General features: G+C 69.0%; 20 protein-coding genes and 4 pseudogenes. 9 read left to right on the forward strand and 15 right to left on the reverse strand.

The features are described 5' to 3' along the window. Positions 1 to 243, forward strand: coding sequence for a hypothetical protein (locus ABZY12_RS28765; RefSeq protein ID WP_356895433.1), 243 nt, complete (start codon positions 1 to 3; stop codon positions 241 to 243). Next, positions 134 to 529 carry a tyrosine-type recombinase/integrase gene (locus ABZY12_RS28770; protein WP_356895345.1) on the forward strand — a complete coding sequence of 132 codons (396 nt, stop codon included), beginning with the start codon at positions 134 to 136 and terminating at the stop codon, positions 527 to 529. Before ABZY12_RS28765 ends, ABZY12_RS28770 begins: the two co-directional genes overlap by 110 nt. 106 nt (positions 530 to 635) lie before the next feature. Here ABZY12_RS28770 and ABZY12_RS28775 read toward each other — a convergent pair whose 3' ends face one another. Then, positions 636 to 1040: a hypothetical protein gene (locus tag ABZY12_RS28775; protein ID WP_356895347.1), complete on the reverse strand. Its 405-nt coding sequence runs from the start codon at positions 1038 to 1040 to the stop codon at positions 636 to 638. 615 nt (positions 1041 to 1655) lie between these two features. On the opposite strand from ABZY12_RS28775, the gene ABZY12_RS28780 reads away from it, so the two are divergent. Further along, a complete protein-coding gene (locus ABZY12_RS28780; protein WP_356895349.1) occupies positions 1656 to 2489 on the forward strand; it encodes a DUF1206 domain-containing protein in 834 nt (277 codons plus the stop codon). Positions 2490 to 2742: 253 nt separating this feature from the next. On the opposite strand, the pseudogene ABZY12_RS28785 reads toward ABZY12_RS28780, so the two are convergent. Next, positions 2743 to 2912 (reverse strand): annotated as a pseudogene (locus ABZY12_RS28785) (type II toxin-antitoxin system PemK/MazF family toxin); the annotation flags it as partial. A 413-nt stretch (positions 2913 to 3325) separates the two neighbouring features. Further along, positions 3326 to 3886: a GNAT family protein gene (locus tag ABZY12_RS28790; protein ID WP_356895351.1), complete on the reverse strand. Its 561-nt coding sequence runs from the start codon at positions 3884 to 3886 to the stop codon at positions 3326 to 3328. 541 nt (positions 3887 to 4427) lie between these two features. Between ABZY12_RS28790 and ABZY12_RS28795 the strand changes: the two genes are divergently transcribed. Then, positions 4428 to 5117 carry a thioredoxin domain-containing protein gene (locus tag ABZY12_RS28795; protein WP_356895353.1) on the forward strand — a complete coding sequence of 230 codons (690 nt, stop codon included), beginning with the start codon at positions 4428 to 4430 and terminating at the stop codon, positions 5115 to 5117. 214 nt (positions 5118 to 5331) lie between these two features. On the opposite strand, the pseudogene ABZY12_RS28800 reads toward ABZY12_RS28795, so the two are convergent. The 4 genes and pseudogenes from ABZY12_RS28800 to ABZY12_RS28815 all read right to left on the reverse strand — a co-directional run. Continuing rightward, positions 5332 to 5736: pseudogene (locus tag ABZY12_RS28800) on the reverse strand (XRE family transcriptional regulator); the annotation flags it as partial. A gap of 88 nt (positions 5737 to 5824) precedes the next feature. Beyond that, positions 5825 to 6112, reverse strand: a complete 288-nt coding sequence (locus ABZY12_RS28805) for a hypothetical protein (RefSeq protein ID WP_356895355.1) — start codon at positions 6110 to 6112, stop codon at positions 5825 to 5827. 329 nt (positions 6113 to 6441) lie between these two features. Then, on the reverse strand, positions 6442 to 6606 hold the full coding sequence (locus tag ABZY12_RS28810) for a hypothetical protein (protein WP_356895357.1): 165 nt from the start codon (positions 6604 to 6606) through the stop codon (positions 6442 to 6444). A 329-nt stretch (positions 6607 to 6935) separates the two neighbouring features. Beyond that, on the reverse strand, positions 6936 to 7601 hold the full coding sequence (locus ABZY12_RS28815; protein ID WP_356895359.1) for a hypothetical protein: 666 nt from the start codon (positions 7599 to 7601) through the stop codon (positions 6936 to 6938). Between the two features lie 249 nt (positions 7602 to 7850). Here ABZY12_RS28815 and ABZY12_RS28820 point away from each other — a divergent pair. Then, a pseudogene (locus tag ABZY12_RS28820) lies at positions 7851 to 8083 on the forward strand (helicase associated domain-containing protein); the annotation flags it as partial. Between the two features lie 550 nt (positions 8084 to 8633). Here the strand turns inward: ABZY12_RS28820 and ABZY12_RS28825 are convergent. Next, positions 8634 to 8843: a hypothetical protein gene (locus ABZY12_RS28825; RefSeq protein WP_356895361.1), complete on the reverse strand. Its 210-nt coding sequence runs from the start codon at positions 8841 to 8843 to the stop codon at positions 8634 to 8636. A gap of 336 nt (positions 8844 to 9179) precedes the next feature. Here ABZY12_RS28825 and ABZY12_RS28830 point away from each other — a divergent pair, with 336 nt between their 5' ends. Then, complete coding sequence (locus tag ABZY12_RS28830) at positions 9180 to 9317, forward strand: hypothetical protein (RefSeq protein ID WP_356895363.1); 138 nt, start codon at positions 9180 to 9182, stop codon at positions 9315 to 9317. Between the two features lie 161 nt (positions 9318 to 9478). Here ABZY12_RS28830 and ABZY12_RS28835 read toward each other — a convergent pair. The 3 genes and pseudogenes from ABZY12_RS28835 to ABZY12_RS28845 all read right to left on the reverse strand — a co-directional run. Then, positions 9479 to 9583, reverse strand: a pseudogene (locus ABZY12_RS28835) (restriction endonuclease); the annotation flags it as partial. Between the two features lie 346 nt (positions 9584 to 9929). Continuing rightward, positions 9930 to 10862, reverse strand: coding sequence for an anti-sigma factor RsbA family regulatory protein (locus tag ABZY12_RS28840; protein ID WP_356895365.1), 933 nt, complete (start codon positions 10860 to 10862; stop codon positions 9930 to 9932). After that, complete coding sequence (locus tag ABZY12_RS28845; RefSeq protein WP_356895421.1) at positions 10862 to 11152, reverse strand: STAS domain-containing protein; 291 nt, start codon at positions 11150 to 11152, stop codon at positions 10862 to 10864. Before ABZY12_RS28845 ends, ABZY12_RS28840 begins: the two co-directional genes overlap by 1 nt. 249 nt (positions 11153 to 11401) lie before the next feature. Here ABZY12_RS28845 and ABZY12_RS28850 point away from each other — a divergent pair, with 249 nt between their 5' ends. After that, positions 11402 to 11602, forward strand: a complete 201-nt coding sequence (locus ABZY12_RS28850) for a hypothetical protein (protein WP_356895367.1) — start codon at positions 11402 to 11404, stop codon at positions 11600 to 11602. Between the two features lie 199 nt (positions 11603 to 11801). On the opposite strand, the gene ABZY12_RS28855 is transcribed toward ABZY12_RS28850, so the two are convergent. From ABZY12_RS28855 to ABZY12_RS28865, 3 genes are all read right to left on the reverse strand, one after another. Then, positions 11802 to 12170 carry an STAS domain-containing protein gene (locus tag ABZY12_RS28855; RefSeq protein ID WP_356895369.1) on the reverse strand — a complete coding sequence of 123 codons (369 nt, stop codon included), beginning with the start codon at positions 12168 to 12170 and terminating at the stop codon, positions 11802 to 11804. Further along, entirely contained in the window at positions 12167 to 13555 is a 1389-nt protein-coding gene (locus tag ABZY12_RS28860; protein ID WP_356895371.1) for a SpoIIE family protein phosphatase, read from the reverse strand. The genes ABZY12_RS28855 and ABZY12_RS28860 overlap by 4 nt, the downstream gene beginning before the upstream one ends. Before the next feature lie 214 nt (positions 13556 to 13769). Then, the gene (locus ABZY12_RS28865) at positions 13770 to 14564 is read right to left on the reverse strand and encodes a pyridoxal-dependent decarboxylase (protein ID WP_356895373.1); all 795 of its coding nucleotides are present in this window, start codon (positions 14562 to 14564) and stop codon (positions 13770 to 13772) included. A gap of 453 nt (positions 14565 to 15017) precedes the next feature. On the opposite strand from ABZY12_RS28865, the gene ABZY12_RS28870 reads away from it, so the two are divergent. Then, entirely contained in the window at positions 15018 to 15425 is a 408-nt protein-coding gene (locus tag ABZY12_RS28870) for a hypothetical protein (protein WP_356895375.1), read from the forward strand. A gap of 1002 nt (positions 15426 to 16427) precedes the next feature. On the opposite strand, the gene ABZY12_RS28875 is transcribed toward ABZY12_RS28870, so the two are convergent. Next, positions 16428 to 16661: a hypothetical protein gene (locus ABZY12_RS28875; RefSeq protein WP_356895377.1), complete on the reverse strand. Its 234-nt coding sequence runs from the start codon at positions 16659 to 16661 to the stop codon at positions 16428 to 16430. 39 nt (positions 16662 to 16700) lie between these two features. On the opposite strand from ABZY12_RS28875, the gene ABZY12_RS28880 reads away from it, so the two are divergent. After that, on the forward strand, positions 16701 to 17351 hold the full coding sequence (locus ABZY12_RS28880; protein ID WP_356895379.1) for a hypothetical protein: 651 nt from the start codon (positions 16701 to 16703) through the stop codon (positions 17349 to 17351). Positions 17352 to 17474: the final 123 nt, after the last annotated feature.

Genomic DNA, 17474 nt, shown 5'->3' on the forward strand with positions numbered 1-17474 from the left:
ATGAGCGAGGAGAGGCACACGGGCATCCGGATCGAGGAGATGCTGAAGCTCACCCACCACAGCTTCATCGCCTACACCCTGCCTACCACCGGCGAGGTAGTGCCGACGCTGCAGGTCGCCCCATCCAAGACCGATGCGGAACGCCTGCTGCTGGTCTCCCATACGACGTGTTCGAACAGACCTGGAGCCCGCCCATGCCGTTCCTGTTCCAACGCCGGTACGACACCGAGGACCGGCCACTGACCCGCAGCTACATCCGCGAGTGCCTGGTCGCGACCTTCAGTCCGCCCAGATCACTGTGGCCGACAACCCGCTCGACTGGCGCCCCCACGACTTCAGAAGAATCTTCGTGACCGACGCCATCCGTTCCGGACTGCCCCCGCACATCGCCGCGAAGACGTGCGGCCACGCCGCTTTGGACACCACCATGGGGTATGCCGCGATCTACCCGGAGGACGTGATCTCCCATCATCGGGCCTTCATCGCTGTCGGCGTACCTGCAGAAGTGGCTCTGTCAAGATTTTCGTAGCCGGAGATCATGTCGCGAGCGCGGGCGACAGGTCCACGCAGTGGGCAACCCATGACTGTGCTCCGCCCCCAGCGGGTCTTGTCGCGGCCTGAGCCCGTGGCGCGTATCAGGGTGTGAAGAGCGGCTCGTAGGAGTGGCCCTCCGGCGTGAAGATCAAAACGAAGTCTTCTCCCAACCGGGTGGCTACCTCTCGCAAGCGGGCCAGGGCCTCTGCCTGGCCGGGAAGGCCGAGGCCAAGGGCTGCGGCGGCACGGTCTCTCCGGGCCATGAGGTCCGGCATGTCCTCCAGATACTCAACCGCAAGCTCGCGACTCTCCTCGTCCGTGAACGCCTGGCAGTCGCGCCACCACGGGACGACCAGCAGCAGCCGCACCAACTCGGGCAGGCCGATGGCAATCAGAGCCGCGCTTCCTTCGGAGTCGGCATAGAGGATGGGACGTTCCTCGCCGCCTTCACCGCAGAAGAAGTAAGACCGTGTCCTACATGGCCAGTTGACGGTTGTGTTGGGCATGGGGAGTGGACGGTGGGGATGGATCGTTCCGGATGGCTTGACCGTCCCGAATCGACATACGGGCTTCCAGGTAGGCGGTCCAGTCGGTGGCCGCGCGGCGCCGCCAGTGCTCGGCGGTGACGGCGTGGAGTCCGAGCAGGGGTGCGAGGACGGCTGGCGGCAGGTCCTCGGCGAGCTGGACCAGTGCGGTGGTGCGGGCAAGAGCCAGTGGCGTGGTGAGTTCGCCGCCCAGCCGGAGGGCGGCGACTGGACGACGAGTTCGGACAGGAGGAGCGCGACGGGATCGGGCAGGCGGATGGGAGTTTCGGCGAGGACGAGCACTGAGTGGGAGTCGACAGGTGGAGGACGCTGAAGCGCTCGCGTCGCCGCGTGGTCGTAGCCTGGAGGATGCTCCATCAGCTCTGGATCATCCAGGCGATGAAGGAGAGCATTCAGGTCAGCGTCGATGTATGTCATCCGCCCATGATGGCGAAGCGGCCTTTCTGGGCATCTGCTCCTCTGTCGCTTTCCCCGGGCCACGCGCCAGACACGCCGTGTGGGAGACCGGCTTCGAAAGGGGTTGCGATCGTCGGGCCGGGGGCAACCGAAGGACCCGGCCCGACGGAGGTGTCAGACGTGAGGACAGGAACATGGTCGCCCCGAGCGGCGGCGAGCAGAGCGGCCCGCGGTGACGCGGTGCGGGCGGGTGCCCGCGCGGGTTTCGTGGCGCGCGGAGTGCTGTACCTGCTCGTGGGACTGCTGGCGATACGCATCGGCCTCACGGGTGCGAACGAGCAGGCCGACCGGGGCGGAGCCCTGACCGAGGTCGCCGCCACACCGTTCGGCGCCGTACTCCTCTGGGCGCTCGGCGCGGGGCTCGCCGGCATGGCGCTGTGGCGCCTGACGGAGACCGTGTACGGGGCTGCTGGACCTGACGGAGGCAAGACGGCCAAGCGGGCCCAGTCCGCTTTCCGCTTCGTCTTCTACGCCTTCGTTTCCTTCCTCGTCCTGTCCTTCGCCGCGGGCGCCAAGAGCAGCGGGGCCGGGTCGAGCGACCGGCAGAGCCAGGACGTCACCGGCCGCCTGCTCGGCCAGCCCGGCGGACAGTGGTGGGTCGGCGCGGCGGCGGCCGGCATTCTCGTCGCGGGTCTCGTCATCGCGGGGCGCGCCGCCCTGCGGAAGTACCGCACACACCTGACGTGGGCGCGACTGTCGAAGAACCAGCGCCGTCTCATGGACGGCACCGGCATCGTCGGCGGAGTCTCCCGCGGCCTGGTCTTCGCAGCCGTCGGCTTCTTCGCCCTCAAGGCCGCGATCCAGTTCGACCCCGCCGAGGCCAAGGGCGTGGACGACGCGATCCGCTCGTTCGCGACGGCCCCGGCCGGACAGTGGCTGCTGGTCGCCGTGGCGGTCGGACTGGCGCTGTTCGGGGTGTTCTCCTTCGGCCTCGCCAGGTGGCGGAAGTTCTGAGGCCGGGGACGGTCCGCGCCGCCGCCCGCGGCCGCGCTCGGGGCGTACGCGTCACGGCTCGTTCCCGGTGTGCCGGGCGGCCCGCACCATGCCCTGCGGCTCCTGGCCGTCCAGGTACTCGCGGAACGCCGGCGAAGTCGGCATCTCCGACGGTGAGGTAGATGACCGCGCAGGTGGCGAGGAGAGCGTTCACCCGCCGAAGCCTGGACGGAGGTCCCCCCGTCTACCCGAGGCCGCCGAGACGGAGGGCGTCTCATATCTCGCTGAGCTTCGCGGTCGCCGCCGGGGTTCGCTCCCTCGCCGCTCGGCGAGCCGGATGGCCTGCTCTATCTCGCTGAGTTTCACGGAGGACAGGTCGCCCGCCGGCTCGATCAGGTCGCCCCGGGACACGGTGGTCAGCCACGTACACGGGGTGAAGCCCGGCGCCCCCGCCGAGGAGGCCGAGCACCGCCAGGACGTGCCCGAGGACCGGCGGAGGAAGCGAAGGTGACCTTTCGAGCCGAAGTATGACGGCTACCGGCTGCTGGTCTTCGCCACAGCAGGAAAGGGTTTCTGCAGTCCCGCAACCGCAAGGACCTCACCGCCGGGTTCCTTGAGATCGCCGAGGCTGCGCTTGCCCTGGGCGAGGACGTGGTCCGAACACCACCGCTGACCGACGGTCGAGCGCAGCTCTCCGGCCGCGCTCGACCGCAGCCCGGCCTACAAGGCCGACGTGTAGTGGACTACCTGCTTCTCGCAGGGGCCGCCGGCGTAGACCTTGATGGCGTCGATCTCGAGCTGGTCGGCAGTCAGTCAGCCGCGGGCGCTGGCCGTGCTGCGGGGTTGCAGCGACATGGTCACTGGCCTGGGACTGGCACGTCCCAGGCTCGGGGTCGTTTGAGTGCTTGCCATTCATCTCGAAGCAGGGCCAGCACGGCGACGTCGTAGCGGCGGCCTCGGTGCAGGCAGGCGGAGCGGCGTACTCCCTCCTGGATGAAGCCGGCCGTGGCCAGGACGTTGAGAGCCGCGGTGTTGGTGGTGTGGGTGACGGCCTGAACGCGGTGCATGGGTAGTTCGCCGAAAGCGAGGTCGACCAGCGCGTCCACGGCGTCCGCGCCGTAGCCCGAGCCTCGATGGTCGGGGTCCAGCATCAGCAGGATCTCGGCGGTGCCGTCGACGAGGTCCTGATCGAAGAGGGCGATGTGGCCGATCGGTGTGCCGTTGGGGAGCAGGACGAGAAAGTCGTCGCGGTCGTGTTCATCGCGGTCGCGCTCGATGCGCTCCCGCACGGCAGAGAGGGAACGCGGCCACATGCCGATCTCGTGGGCGGCCACGGGGTCGGCGCGCCAGGCGTGTACCAGCTCCGCGTCGTCGACGTCGAGGGGCGCGAAGGCGACGCCTCTACCACGCCAACACACTTCACGGGGCGATCCCGTATCCCGGTCCTCCGTTCTCTTCCCGTCAACGTGCTGCGTCACAGCTTCTGCTACGTCCTCGATCATGGGCGGATGCTATGGGTCACCTGGACCGCCTGGCCAGGCGTTTCCGTCCGCCGGGGCGGCCCGCTGCTGGCGGGCCTCGAGAGGCAATTCGCTCGGCCTCGGTGAGCCGAGGCGGGACCGGCGCCGACGGGGTCCACACCTCGGTGTCGGAAAGGAAGGCGGTACGCGACCAGTCGGTCGCTGTCGGCAACGGCGGTCGGGGTCGACCCGTGTACGGGACGTGCTGGCCAGTCGAGGGCACCTGGGCTGTTCCCGTGGACAGAGCGCGCCGGTAGCCCCCGAGGAAGGAAGGACTCCTCGCGTCGAGCGCAAGGCCGTGGCCATCAGGCGGATCGCTGTGCGATTCGTGACCTGGAGCGCCTGGAGTCTGCGCGGTCAAGGGGAGGGAATCCGCAGGTGAGGAACGTAAGAAGGCTGGTCGCCACTACCGCGGCCGGAATCGCTGTGCTCATGATGGATGACGGGCTGCGCACCGAGGGAGCGGTCCACGGATGACAGCGGCGCCGGCGCACCGCTGCCGGCGGCCTACACGGGTGTTGAGGAGCTGCCGGAGGAACTGGCTTCGGACGGCACGACGATCGTGGTGGGTGATCCGGCCGCGGCAACTACGGTCCGGCTGTACGAGGACCCACGCTGTCCGGTCGTCGAGGAGTTCGAGGCGACCGGCGCCCCGGCGCTACGCGAGATGACGTTGCGCCGCGAGGCGAAGACCGAGTACACCCTCGCGTCCTTCAGGGACGACCGCGTGGGCGGCGACGGATCGAAGAGGGCGGTCAATGCCCTTCGCGCGGCGCTGGACGCGGGTAAGTTCACCGAGTACCACGCCGTGCTGTTCGAGAACATGGCCGAGAACGAACTCGCAGGCGGTTACACCACAGCCTCCCTGCCGGAACTCGCCGGCCACGTCGAGAGGCTGCGGAGCGAGACCTTCGACTCCGCCGTGGCGACGATGAAGTACAAAGACTTCGTCACCGCATCGCAGAAGACGTACGAGGCAGCCGGTGGCGACGACCCACGCGGCCCCGGCACCCCCACGGTCGCCATCAACGGCGCCCAAATCACGGGTGGCCTGTACGACTGGCTCTTCGAGAAGGAGTCGTTCGACCAGCTCCTGGACTCGGCCCACGACGAGCCACAGACCGGGTGACACAGCGCGGGGCTGCCCCTCAGTCGAAGGACAGCGCAGTTCGGAAGCAGCGGCTGATCCGCGCCCCGCCATAGGGGGCAGCGCAGATCCGCCGGAGGGCATCCATGCTCATGGCGGCCCTCCGGCGGATCTGCGCTGACCCCCTATGGGATGGGGAGATCCACTGAGCACGTGTGGGGCCACCCTCGAGTAGGGGATGGCCGTTACAGGTCAATTCGAGGTGCTCGATGTCGGTGAACCGGACTTCCTCCAGGGAGCCGGCGCGGCGGCCGCCGCCCTGGAAGTAGACCTCCTTGAGTCCTTCGGCCGCGATCTCCTGGAGCCGCTGATCGGTGGCGCCGGCCTCCTGGGCGTCGAAGAGGCGAGCGGCGTACTGCGGGGGCAGGGCGACGGTGAGGTGACGGATGCGGTCCTGGTCGGTCGAGCCGACCGGCGCGGTGTAGCCCATGCGGGCGCGAGTGTCGATGACGATGCCGCCGGTGGCCGCCGCCTGCTTGCGGGCCTTCGCGCGGATCTGGGGCTGCCACCGCTTCTTTACCTCGCGCTCCATCCGGGCCGAGAGGTCGGGGCGGGGCTTCTTGATCTGGTCCTTCACGTACCGCTCGACGGTGCACTGGGAGGTGTCCGCCCGGCACCTGTCGACCGGAGCGCGACTGCGCCCCCACCGTGCGGCAGCGGCACAGTGGGGGCGCAGGACGGGTAGGCGTCTATCCGGTCGCGAGGCTGGCACGTACGGCCACTGCGGCGGCAGCGGTGTCGGTGGTCAGGCCGGGGCTCTGGGAGTCGTGCAGCACGGTGAACTCGACGCCGTCCTCGGCGTAGCCGCAGGCGAGCCAGCCAGCGTGATCGGTCAGCGGGTAGTCCGCCTCGGACGCGTGCCTGCCCTGGCCGGTGAACAGGATGTCGGCTCCGTCGGGGCTGCCGGCGGCGACCCAACGGTTCAGGCAACGCGCCCGCCGGCCGGAACCGGCGCGAGTCCAAGCCCCCGCGGGCAAGCAGCGGCCCCCAAGGCCTCCGGCGGAAGCGGCCCCGGACGCCAATAACTCTTCACCGGTTAGACAGCCATACGCCTGTCCCCAGCGTGCGCGACGAAGTCGGCGCTATGGTCCATGAGGGAAGTGGCGGCAAGCAGATCCGGCACCGCAGCCCCATTCCGGTACGCCTCGCGCTCAACCCGCCGGCTCAGGTAAGCGGCGACGGCCTCCTCCACCCGGTCGTGATCGCGACGCGTTAAGGATCAGGACGGCCGCCGCGAGTTCGTCCCGGTCATCCGCCCCGCCCTCGGACCACTCGGGCGCCGCCGAGGCCTCGACCGCGAGAGTGCTCACGACACCTCACCGCTTTCCACCTGGCGGAGAGCACCGACCACGTTGGCCCACATGTTCGCGAGGCTGATCATTTCGTCACGCCCTCGGGCCGTGTCGGCGACCTTCTTCTCCAGCTCGGCGATCCTGCTTGCTGGGAAGCCGCGCTCCGCCGTCGCGCTCATTTCTAAAGGCGGACACCTCAACGGCTTCCTGGAGCTGCTGTGCCGTCTCGTGCGGTGTTCCGCGCGGCCTCGGCGCTGTGATGTCGGAGTCCGTCATCGGGCCCTCCCAACGAGCAGCGGCACCAGGCCGGTGCTCTTGGCGTCCTGCCGGTACAGATCCCGGCGGGCGGCGTGCACGCTTCGCCGGGCTAGGCACAGTTCGCCGGCCGGGACGTGGCACGTGGAGCACGGCACCGAGTACGCGCCGTGCTTGAAGCGAGCCGCGGTCGCGTGCGCCGCATCATGGGCAGCGTCGGCCGCGGGGGCCGGTATGACGGCGGACAGGAAGGTCACTGGCCTTCCTCCGTGGACGTCGGGCCGGGAAGCAAGCGGGGGCGGGATCCTCCGCCGGGAAGCGAGTGGTCGCGGTCGAGCATGTACTCCCACTGCCCCGTCCTGGGGTGGGGCTGATTGAGGCACCGGTTGTAGACGGTGCCGAACTCAATGTCCGTGGAGTCCCCACGCTCGGTGGGCAGGGTGAGAGACGGAAACGAGCCAGGTACGGTATCGGGCGCCTGCGGTGTGCCGGCCCCCCACACCCTGAGCAGGGCACCCTGGTACGGGCCCACGACGATCCGGACCTCGTGGAAGTCCCTATCGTCGCCAGCCTTCACGGCAGATGCCTCCCGCACACCGCGTGCCCAGGCGTTGACGTCAATGGCCTTCGGCGTCGGGGAGTAACGGAGGACGCTTCGGAGCGCGGCGATCGTCGTGAGGAGCTCCGAGTAGGCGGCGACGGGGAAACCGTCGGTCCACTGGTCCCGCAGCAGGGAGCACGCCGCCTTGTCGGCGGTCTCCAAGAGGTGAAGGTCGACGACGTCGCAGTCGAGGAAAGTTCCGCGGCGCTCGTACGCGGCGCTCGTCAGGTTGACCAGGCGCTCGCGAATTGCGTTCGGCGGGATGGGGGCGCCGTCCCTCTCGTAGAGCTGGGCCAGCACGTTCGACGTGGTGCTCATGAAGGGGCATCTCCTCGGTGTGGCGAGGGCGGGCAAGCCCTCATGTCATGTACGTCGGAGCGCCGATTCCTGTTACGGGTGCGACGCTTCCGTTGGTCGGATGCCCGCAAAGTTCGACAATGATCAAGGAAATCCGGGCGAATCCGGAGTCGACGGCTCGCCCATGGCGAGGTACGGACCGAGGAGATGCCGGTGGTCGTCGGGCAGCAGGTGCCGGAGGCTGGGTCGCTTCGGAGCGGGAGTAACCAGGCCGTCGATGACGAGGCCGCCAAGCAGTTCTCCGAGCGCGGGGGCACTTGCGAGTGCCGAGAAGGCACGTCGAACGGATCGTCGGCGGCGACGGGAACGGCGGCAGCAGCGAGGAGCAGAAGGTTCGAGAGTATCGACTCGGTGCATGGATCGGAAATCAGCGGAGCAGAGCCGCGACCTTGTCACCGGAGCGCGTGGAGCAGCTGTCCGCCGTCGGCATGCGCTGGAGCTAGGGTCCCGACGGTTTGGCCCTGGAAGCGCCCTCGAGTCGATCCGTCGGCGAGCAGCACCACAAGGGCTATGCCCATAACCCGATGAGCCGACCAGCCGTTGAGCTTGATGCGCACAGTGGGGGGACAGAGTGTTCTAGATGGCCAATGGTTGCTCCTGAGGTGGCCTTTGAGCAGCGCCCACCGCTGCAACCGTTCCCAGCCCGCAAGGGCAAGCGGCTGGCGCCGGGATGGTGATGGTCGTCAACCACTGGGCAGCTGGGGCACTACGGATCCGCGGCGATGCGACTGCACGAGATGCTTCTCGTTCGCAACTCGCGTCAGCGGCTTGGCCGCCCGGCTGCTTGAACTGCGGTGGCGCAAGCCTAGCGGGGGTGCGGGCGCATGCTCTCAGCTGATACTCCGGCTGGTAGCTGACCAGGGAGTGCTCGCCGACCCACCACGACGGACGGCTTCTCCAAGAACACCGTCTTCAAGCGGCGACCCGCTGGGTCCCCTGCGGTAGGGGCCGAGCCCACCAGGGCGGTTGTCTTGTCCTGGACACCGAAGATGATCAGCCCGCCACGGGTATGGGCATGGCGGCAACGTCCTTGGCGAACTCGTTCCACCGGCCGTCCCTGGGCGGCTGAGGAAGCATCTCCTTCCAGTCCAGGTCGTCGGTCTCCTCCAAGTTGTCCGCCGCGGCCTGGCGCACCATGTCGAAGGTCAGAGGCCCGGGCGGGCATCCGAGGTGTTCGTGGAGTCTTGTCCATGTGCGTGCCATGCGCGGCAGCGTAAAGGGCGTATCGAGCTCTGTCAGAGACACATTCCCCTGCGATGGCAGGCAGTGATCAACACTTCAGAGAAGTAATGGATCTTCCTGAACAGGAGAGCCCCGCTACTCACTCGGAACACATCGGGCGCCGTTGCTGTCTGGCGGCCTCCCGGACTCGGCAAGGGGCGAGAACCGTTTCCGCCGACGTCCCGGAGGCCGTTGTGCTGTTCCATCTGCTTCACTATCTGACCGACCTGGCGGTCCACGCTGCGGCGTTCCGGCCGGCGCCCGGTCGCCCCGCGTACGGGCCTGGACGCCTGCCGCCTCCCGGGCCAGGCTGTCGAGATGAACGACGCGAACGACTCCGGCTCGGACGACCGCAGGATCGACAACGTCTCCCTCTGCATGGAGGCGCTCAAGGCCCGCATGGACCCCGAGCAGTACGACGTCCTGGCAAGGCCGTGCACGAGACAGCGCACCTGATAGCCGAGGGCCATCAGGCCGGCCCTGTCGGTGACGCCTCGCAGTTCACCGATGAGGTGCAGCGGGAGTACGCGACGGTCCTGGCGATTCTCCTGACCGGCCGCATGGACGCCGCCGACGTCCAGCGCCACGCCGCCGCCCGTGAGGTCCGGGTCCTGTCACGCAAGGACGGCGGTGACGAGCGCTTCGTACGGGGCGCGGTCGAGGGGGAGTTCGGCGTCGACCAGGCCGTGGGGGTCGTGGAGCACGGTGTAGGTGTCGCTCACCGGCGCCTCGCCGCGTCGTCCTGGTCGTGGTCGCCGGGGCGGTTGTCCGGGGCGGACTGGGCGAGGAAGCGGGAGTAGCCGCGGTCGGCGCGGGCCAGCAGGGCCGGGGATGGCCGGTCGAAGGCGGACGGCTCGAGGCCGCGTCCTGCGGAGGCTGCGGGTGTGGGTGCGCTTATGGGGCACCGCCTCCGTTGCTGGGTTGCGTCGGTGTCGTTCGACGCTACGGAGGCCGCCGCTCGCTCCTCAACGAGATCGCGGGAAATTGCGGAAGTTCACTCCAGGGCGTCGATCGCGGCCTGGATGAGGGCGCGGGCGGCCACCCGGACAGGTGGCCGTCCCGGCACTGTCACAAGCTGAGGTAGAAGCGCACGGTCGTGCCGTCGTCGCCGGTGTGCACACGCACCAGGTCGGCCACGTAGTGGACCAGCATCAGGCCCCGGCCGCCCAGCTGGCCGTGCTCCGGCGGGCGGCGGCCGGCCAGCGGATCGGTCAGCCGGCCCGCGTCGCGGACCTCACACACCAGTTGCCCCTGCTCGGCCCAGATGGCGAGTGTCCCGCGGCCTCCGCCGTGGACCACGCTGTTGGTCGTCAGCTCCGCGACCGCCAGCTCCGCATCCATCAGCCGCTCCCCGGTCATGCCCAGCCGCATCGCCTGAGCGAGAGCGAACTGGCGGGCCGCCGGAAGGTCCTCACCACTGTAGGAGAAGGCCGCGGCGTCCGGTGCAGGCATAAGCGCCTGGTTGTACCGGTCGACGACCGCCTGCCAGTCGTAGACGTCGCTGACCGACTCACGTCCGTCCCCGCTGATGAGGGTCGGGTGGGTGACCTTCGCATCGGCGATCACCTGCGGATCCAGCCGCACCTCGTCGTAGGGGCACAGGATCGTCACCGCCCGGCCCTCGAACGCGGCGTTGATCAGCGCCTCGTGCTGCGCGCACGCCGGGTACTCCACCGCGCTGCGTCCGGCCCAGACCGGCTCGCCGATGATCCGCACACGCCCCTTCGGGTGGGCGTCGGCGAATCCGCGCAGCACCTTGGGGATGATCCGCCCCGGGTTGCGGCCGGCCTCGGTCATGTCCAGGAACAGGATGCCGTCGGCGTCCCCGCCCAGACCTGCCTTGATCAGCTCCAGGTTGGGGCCGGGCACCGCCACGGCCATCGGCTCGCCGTTGGTCAGGCCCTCGCGCAGAAAGGCCACCGTCTGCCGCGTGTACTCCTGCTCGGTGCGGTAGAAAAGGGCAGGGTGCACGAACGCCTCGTGGGTGGTCACCGTGCTCATCACAGAGCCACCTCGATCCGGTCCAGGCCCGGCCAGAACATCTCCAGAACCCGCGGCAGCTGCGGCGGGGGATTCTCGACCACAACCCTCCCGTCGGGCAGGTTCATGGCGGTGACCGCCAGCGCTGTTACCCCGGCCACGTCGACGAACGCCACATCCGACAGCTCCACGTACGACACGCCCGCGTGCCGCCGGGCCAGCTCGGACAGGGCCTGCTCCCACGACCGGCGAGTGAGGGTACTGATCTCACCGCGGGCTCGTATACCGGAACGACCGGGCAACGGGCTCACCTCCAACGCGGCCCTCCCGGGCTCCCCCGGGGCGGGCCCGCCCACCGCATGTGGGGCATCCACGCTCGGACTCCTTCACATCGAGCCGCCTGCCGACCGTCCCGGCACGGGCAGAGGAAAAGCTCCTCCCGACGGGGCAGTGTATCCAGGCGGCAGACACGCCTGGTTCTGTAGAGCTGCCCAGCTCACCGCCTGGCCGATCCCCAAGGCCTCATCGTGGTTCAGCAGCCAGCAAGTGATCCTCCCGGTATGGCCATATTCTTCATCTACCTCGCCTCCGTGGTCGCGGTACTGATCGCTTCCATGGTCGTGGGCACCGGAGAGGGACATACCGACTACTTCCGCGCCGACGAGGCATGGCTGTACATCGTGATCCTGACCGTCGGCTACATGATCAGCCGTGGGCTGGCCAAGTCCGGCAGCCGCGACCCCTACGACGAGTCCCACTGACCCGGCGGGGAAAGGCAGCATCCGGTGTGCTGTACGCCGCGGCCCGACGTGTAGCGCCTGGCGGAGCGGATGAGCGCGCGTCGCGACCAGTACGTTGGTCGCGGCGCGCGCTTGGCCATGCCCTCCGTGCCCTGTGGGAGGAAAGGCCGGGCCGTGCAGTGCCAGCCGGCTGTTGGCGCCGCCCTGGCGAGCGAGAGGTTCAGGCGGTGGTGCGGTTGCTTTGGCGTGCGGCAAGCGCGGCGTCGGCGCTGGGAAAGGTGGGCAGGAAGGTGTCCATCCCGGTGACGCTGAGCAGGCGGCTCAGCCGGCCGGGGATGGCCGCCAGGGTCAGCGAGCCGTCGGCGTCCTTGGCGCAGCGCCAGATGCCGACGAGGGCGCCCAGCCCTGAGGAGTCGCAGAAGGTGACGCCCGCCAGGTCGGCGACCAAATGGGGGTGGCCGTTCGTGATGAGCTCGAGGGCGCGGGCCCGCACGGCGGGTGCGGTGGTGATGTCGAATTCACCGGACAGTGCGATCACGGCCAGGGCGCCGTCGGTGTTCGGGACATCGATGTGGAGTGCGTCGGTCATGGGCGTCGGTTCTCCTGCCCGACGGAGACGTCGGCGGTCGGGGCGGCGGCGCTGTGAGCGGTGGTGGTGATACCTGCGGGAGCGGCATCGGGTGGGGGGACGGACAGGGCCAGCAGTGCCACGTCGTCGCGTTCGGTGTCGGGGAGGGTGTCCAGGAGCGCGACGGTGTCGTCGATCAGGGAGCCGGCACTGACCGGCGCCGGCCGCCGGGCGAGGAAGTCCATCAGGCCCGTGTCGTCGAGCATGTGGCCATCGGCGGTGCGGGCCTCGGTCAGGCCGTCGGTGTAGAGCAGCAGGCCCTGGCCGGGCGTCAGGTGCAGGGTGCGTGAGGCGAAGGTGGCTTCGGCGATCGCGCCGACCAGCATGCCGCCCTTGGCGCGGACCGCCTCGACCCGCACACCGCCTTCCTCGGTGGGGCTCAGGTGGTAGGCGGGCGGATGGCCGCCGGTGGCCAGCGTGACCGTGAAACCGCCGTCTGGGGCGGGATCGAGCAGGCCGAAGATGGCGGTGCAGAAGCGCGTCCCCACCGCCGCGTCCAGCAGCAGCGCCGTGTTCAGGGCTTTCAACGCGGCCGTGGGGTCCGCGTCGACGAGGGCCGCGGCCCGCAGCGTGTAGCGGGTCAGTGAGGTGACCGAGGCTGCTTCGGCACCCTTGCCGCACACATCGCCCAGGAAGAACGCCCACCGGCCTCCGCCGATGGGGAAGACGTCGTAGAAGTCGCCGCCCACTTCCTGCGGGGAGGCGGTCTTGTAGTGGCAGGCGAGCTCCAGCCCGGGTACCGCGGGCAGTGCGGGAGGCACCAGGGTGCGCTGCAGTGTGGAGGCGAACGCGGCGATGGCCGCCTTGTCCCGCTCCGCGCGCTGCCGGGCCTCTTCCTCGGCCTGGCGTTTTTCCTGCTCGACCTTGCGGCGCTCCTGCTCGGCGCGCACCGCGTGCAGTGCTGACAGCCGCAGCTCCAGCTGGTCACGCACCACCGCCGCCAGGTCCTCGAGTGTGGAGGAATCAGCCTGGCTGATCTCGCGGGGGCGGGTGTCCAGGACGTTGACCGTGCCCAGCCGGTACCCGTCGGCGGTGATGATCGGAGCGGCAGCGTAGAACCGCACCCCCATCGGGCCGGCGACCAGCGGGTTGGAGCAGGCGACCGGGTCGAGCAGGGTGTCGGGGATGACGGTGGTGTCATCGGTCAGGACCGCCGAGGCGCACAGGCCCGGATCGCGGCCGATCTCGCTGACACCCTCCAGTCCGTGCGTGGCCTTGAACCAGATCCGGTCCTCGTCCACGATCGTCACCGTCGCCACCGGAACCTCGAACAGACGCGCCGCCAGCGCCGCGACCCGGTCGTAGGCGCCGTCCGGAGGGGTGTCGAGAATGTCGTAACGGCGCACCGCCGCCAACCGTGCCGCCTCGACCGACGCGGCCACAGGCCCGCTCGGTGCTATCGCAGGCGGACTCGCTTGCTCCGGCATAACCCTCGTCTCGCTCATCCCCCCCAGGAAGGTGCCGACCAGACAGTCAGCACCCCAGCACTGTACCGAAATGCCTCAGCGCACCCGACCCGACAACGAGCTTCGCGGAAACAGCCGCAACTCGGCGCAGTGATCACGGAAAGACGAATCGTGACGGCGTTCGTGGTGCGGCGGTTCGTCGACCGCAGCCTGCTGGGCGGCCTGAGCGCGAACCCGGCCGGGACGCTGCACCACCCCGGCCAGGTCGACCAGGTCTGCCGCCGCAAGGACCTGGCGGACCTGGTCGCCAGCGCCTCAGCAGGCGAGGGTTGTCGTCGACCAGGCTGGTGAAGGTCCGGGTCGTGATCAGGCGGACGCTCATGAGGTCGGCGAGCCCGGCGCGTCCGTGGGCCCGCATCATCGCCCACAGCTTGACCGAGGACCACTCCTTGGTGCCGATGAACGGGGTGACCTGCCCGAAGGCGAAGTCCTCCTGCATGATCAGGTCGGAATACGAGGAGACCAGGCGCAGGGCGGCCGGGTCGCGGACGAGGAGCGCGGACATCGCGTAGGGGATGTCCATGACCTTGTGCTGGTCGACGGTGACCGAGTCGAAGTCCTCGATACCGTCGAGCTTGCCGGCGAGCTCCGGCGTGAACGCGCACATCAGGCCCCAGCAGGCGTCCGCGTGCAGCCAGATGTGGGTGTCGGCAGCGCGGGTGATGTCGTGGACGGCGCGGAGGTTTTCCACGGTGTGCGTGCGGCTGTCGCCGGTGTAGGCGAGACTGACATAATCTCGTCCCGTCGTTCGGCGAGGGTGCGTTCCAGGGCCGCTAGGTCGTAGCGGTAGCCGCGCGTGGGGACCTCGATGATCCGGCCGCCGCAGCCGATCCACTCCAGGGCTTCCCACGCCGAGCTCGGTGGTCAGGCCCTGCACGTCGTGGTGCACCGGGACGTACAGGGCCCAGTCAGCGTCCCGAGTCGTGAGCCAGCCACCGGCCCTACGGGCAATCGACGTTCTTCCGGTACGGACCGTCGCGCGGGTGCCGCCCTTGTCCGAGCAGATTCACCCAGCAGCCGAAGGTCGACACCGCCATGATCCTCCCGGCCGGGACCGCCGGGAGGAGGCATGCTCCGTGGGCCGACTCAACCAGTGGGCGCGCTGCGCTGACGCCTGGGACGTCGTAATACGGACCGATTGGCCTGGACTTGGGCGCCCTGAATGAGATGGGCGCTGATGCACACCTGAGTTACCCGGCGCTCGCCGACCACATGAGAGAACGGCCGTACTCGAATGGCCCGAGACGACTGCGGAGTACTCGGCGAACGGCGTCTACAGTGTCGGTGGCGAGATACCGTTCGCGGGTTCGGCCGCCGGCACCACTGTCGACACCGCCCGCCAGTGGTCAAGGACATCACTGCAGCCGGCGAGGACGAGGCCAAGAAGGATTGCAGCGACAAGCATGGCCTCCTGAACTGGATGGAGGAGCAGGACATCACCGCCACCGCCGCGATCCCGCGGGACGCGGACGGCGCGGTCGGCAGGGAAGTCCTGTTCACCCCAGCCGGGCGCACCGGCTTGCGGATCCTGCTCTCCGAGACCCGGCTCCCCACGCCGGCGGGGGAAGACGCCGCGCGCCTGGTGTTCGGCCCCGAGGTGGAATCCGACCCCGATGTGCTGTTGCGGCAGGGCTACGTCAACCGCATCCAGCTCGTCCCCGACGGCACCCGGCGCCGGATCCAGGTCGGCACCGAGCGCCACGTCGGCACGACCGAGTGGTACGAGCTTCACCAGGTGGGGCTCCACTGACACCGGCCTGAGCACCCCGGCCGTCGAAGAGATCCGCCGACTGCGCACCACGCGGCGGCCTATCGGCGCGAGGACGCCTAAACCTTGATCCACCGATCCGACGTCTGTGGATAACTCTTCTAGAAACGAGGAAGTGCCTCGTGACTGCGATGATGGGAGTTCTTCAGGCTTCCAGCACGCACGATCAGCAAGGCACTTCCGAGATGCAAGTTTCCCATACGCCGGCGGCGGTCTCCGCTGTGTTCGATGAACGAACTCGCCGGTCACTTCTGGGAGTACCTCGACGAGGGCTGAACCCTGAGAGGACACCGCCACCGGGGGCATCAGCGTGCAGTCCACCGGTGGCGGCGACGCCGCCCGTGGAACCGCCCGGGGAACGTCGACGACCAAGTAGTGGGGCTGCGCGAGCCCCAGGAACATCAAGCCGCCGCTGGCGGACCAAGGAGCCACGATTTTGCGGTGCCCGGCCCAGGAGCAGGGATGAGACATGCGTTGCGTTAACTGTGGACAAGAGACTGAGTATGAACACGCGCCCCCCATGGGGGGTTCACCGGAGATAGGGTTGGTACACGTCAGCAGCGGCATGATGGCCTGTTTCCCGGAGCGTGGTCCGGCAAGCCCGATTGTCAAAGCTCCGGTGCCACCCCACCTCCGCCACCTTCTGGAGCAGGCACCGCGGTTGCCTCCGCCGCCACCACCCGGATTCCTGATCGAGGAGGACGAGCCCGGTTCGGGGGCGTGCAGTCCAACGGCACTGTGACGTCCGTGTCACGCGCGCTGCCCCAGCCGTCGGAGCCCTGTCCGACCCGGACCGTAGCCTGACCGCTGTCCGCACGACACGGGAGGTACGCCCCGCGGATCCCACGACCGCCCGCCACATCAGGTCCACCACGGCCCTGTCGGCGGACGCGCTCGCTATATTGAACCAGGCTTTCCTCCGCCGGTGGCACCAGGGCGGCCCGGGTGCCCGCCTCGGAGCATTCCGCGATCGACCACGCCGTCTCATCGGCATTGCTCCTGCGCGTCGATGAGCTGAACCAGGTCCGCGAGGGCCTCCTCACACAGAGCAAGCCCGCCTGCGCCATCGCCGCACGGGCCGTGCACAAGCGCGGAAAGCTGACTGAGGATCAGCATCGCGCGGTCCTTGACCCGTTCACCGCCGCCGGCGTCGCCGATCTCGTGGAGTGGTCCCTCCTCGGGGTACATCGGGATGATCCGCGACGGCGCACTGTGCATGCTGGATCCTGAGCTGCCGACTGCCCGTAGCCTTCCTCCATGCAGGCAACTTTGATGATCTACGACGGCACGGCCGCGCCCGATGCAGACGTGCCACGTACCGGGGGTGTGCCGCTGGCCCCCGAGGGGTTCACCTGGCCGGTGTGCGGCGACTACTGCGGAGGGCCGATGCAGTTCTTCGCGCATCTGCCGGTCGAGTACGGCGTCCTGTCGGTGTTCGTGTGCCAGAACGATCCGGGCGCCTGCGAGCTCTGGGACGCGACCTCCGGGGCGAATCGGGTCCTTCTTTTCCCGCCCGCGGGACTGGTACCGGTGGCCGTACCCGAGAAGGGCGTGACGCTGCTGCCCGCAGTGTCGGCGATCACGACCCGGGTCGTGACGCTCGATCCCGAGGAGGATGACGGCGACGATCTCCCGCGCGACACATACGACCTCGCCCGTTCAGGGTGGAAGCGGGAGCCCGGCGAGCGGTTCGGGAAGCAACGCGAGGTGCTCGGATCGCTCGGCGGCAGCCCCTCCTACCTGGACGACGACCGGTTGCCCGGGTGCCCCTCCTGCTCCGGCACGACGGAATTCGCGGCACACTTGGAGGAGGGGATCGACCGGCAGACCGCGATGAACCTCGGCGGCCAGTTGGGCTACGTCTTCGTCTGCCGCCCCTGCTCCGAGGGCGTCTTCCTCATGAGCTGAGCTGTCGCCCACCTGGAGTTGGCAAGCCGGACTGACCGCTCCTGGTTCGTGAAAATTTCCCCGAGGACTTGCTCGCCGCATTCCCACGCGACGGACCGCAGGGCATGCTCCCCGCACCCGTGG

The organism is Streptomyces sp. NPDC006551 (assembly GCF_040611675.1).
In the GTDB taxonomy this organism is placed as follows: Bacteria; Actinomycetota; Actinomycetes; order Streptomycetales; family Streptomycetaceae; genus Streptomyces.

Coding starts and splice junctions, on each gene's coding strand:
- ABZY12_RS28825 (WP_356895361.1), bottom strand. CDS start 8,843: ATGGCACGCACATGGACAAGACTCCACGAACACCTCGGATGCCCGCCC.
- ABZY12_RS28855 (WP_356895369.1), bottom strand. CDS start 12,170: ATGACCGACGCACTCCACATCGATGTCCCGAACACCGACGGCGCCCTG.
- ABZY12_RS28850 (WP_356895367.1), top strand. CDS start 11,402: ATGGCCATATTCTTCATCTACCTCGCCTCCGTGGTCGCGGTACTGATC.
- ABZY12_RS28880 (WP_356895379.1), top strand. CDS start 16,701: ATGCAGGCAACTTTGATGATCTACGACGGCACGGCCGCGCCCGATGCA.
- ABZY12_RS28775 (WP_356895347.1), bottom strand. CDS start 1,040: ATGCCCAACACAACCGTCAACTGGCCATGTAGGACACGGTCTTACTTC.
- ABZY12_RS28840 (WP_356895365.1), bottom strand. CDS start 10,862: ATGAGCACGGTGACCACCCACGAGGCGTTCGTGCACCCTGCCCTTTTC.
- ABZY12_RS28830 (WP_356895363.1), top strand. CDS start 9,180: ATGAACGACGCGAACGACTCCGGCTCGGACGACCGCAGGATCGACAAC.
- ABZY12_RS28795 (WP_356895353.1), top strand. CDS start 4,428: ATGACGGGCTGCGCACCGAGGGAGCGGTCCACGGATGACAGCGGCGCC.
- ABZY12_RS28875 (WP_356895377.1), bottom strand. CDS start 16,661: ATGCACAGTGCGCCGTCGCGGATCATCCCGATGTACCCCGAGGAGGGA.
- ABZY12_RS28765 (WP_356895433.1), top strand. CDS start 1: ATGAGCGAGGAGAGGCACACGGGCATCCGGATCGAGGAGATGCTGAAG.
- ABZY12_RS28815 (WP_356895359.1), bottom strand. CDS start 7,601: ATGAGCACCACGTCGAACGTGCTGGCCCAGCTCTACGAGAGGGACGGC.
- ABZY12_RS28770 (WP_356895345.1), top strand. CDS start 134: ATGCGGAACGCCTGCTGCTGGTCTCCCATACGACGTGTTCGAACAGAC.
- ABZY12_RS28810 (WP_356895357.1), bottom strand. CDS start 6,606: ATGAGCGCGACGGCGGAGCGCGGCTTCCCAGCAAGCAGGATCGCCGAG.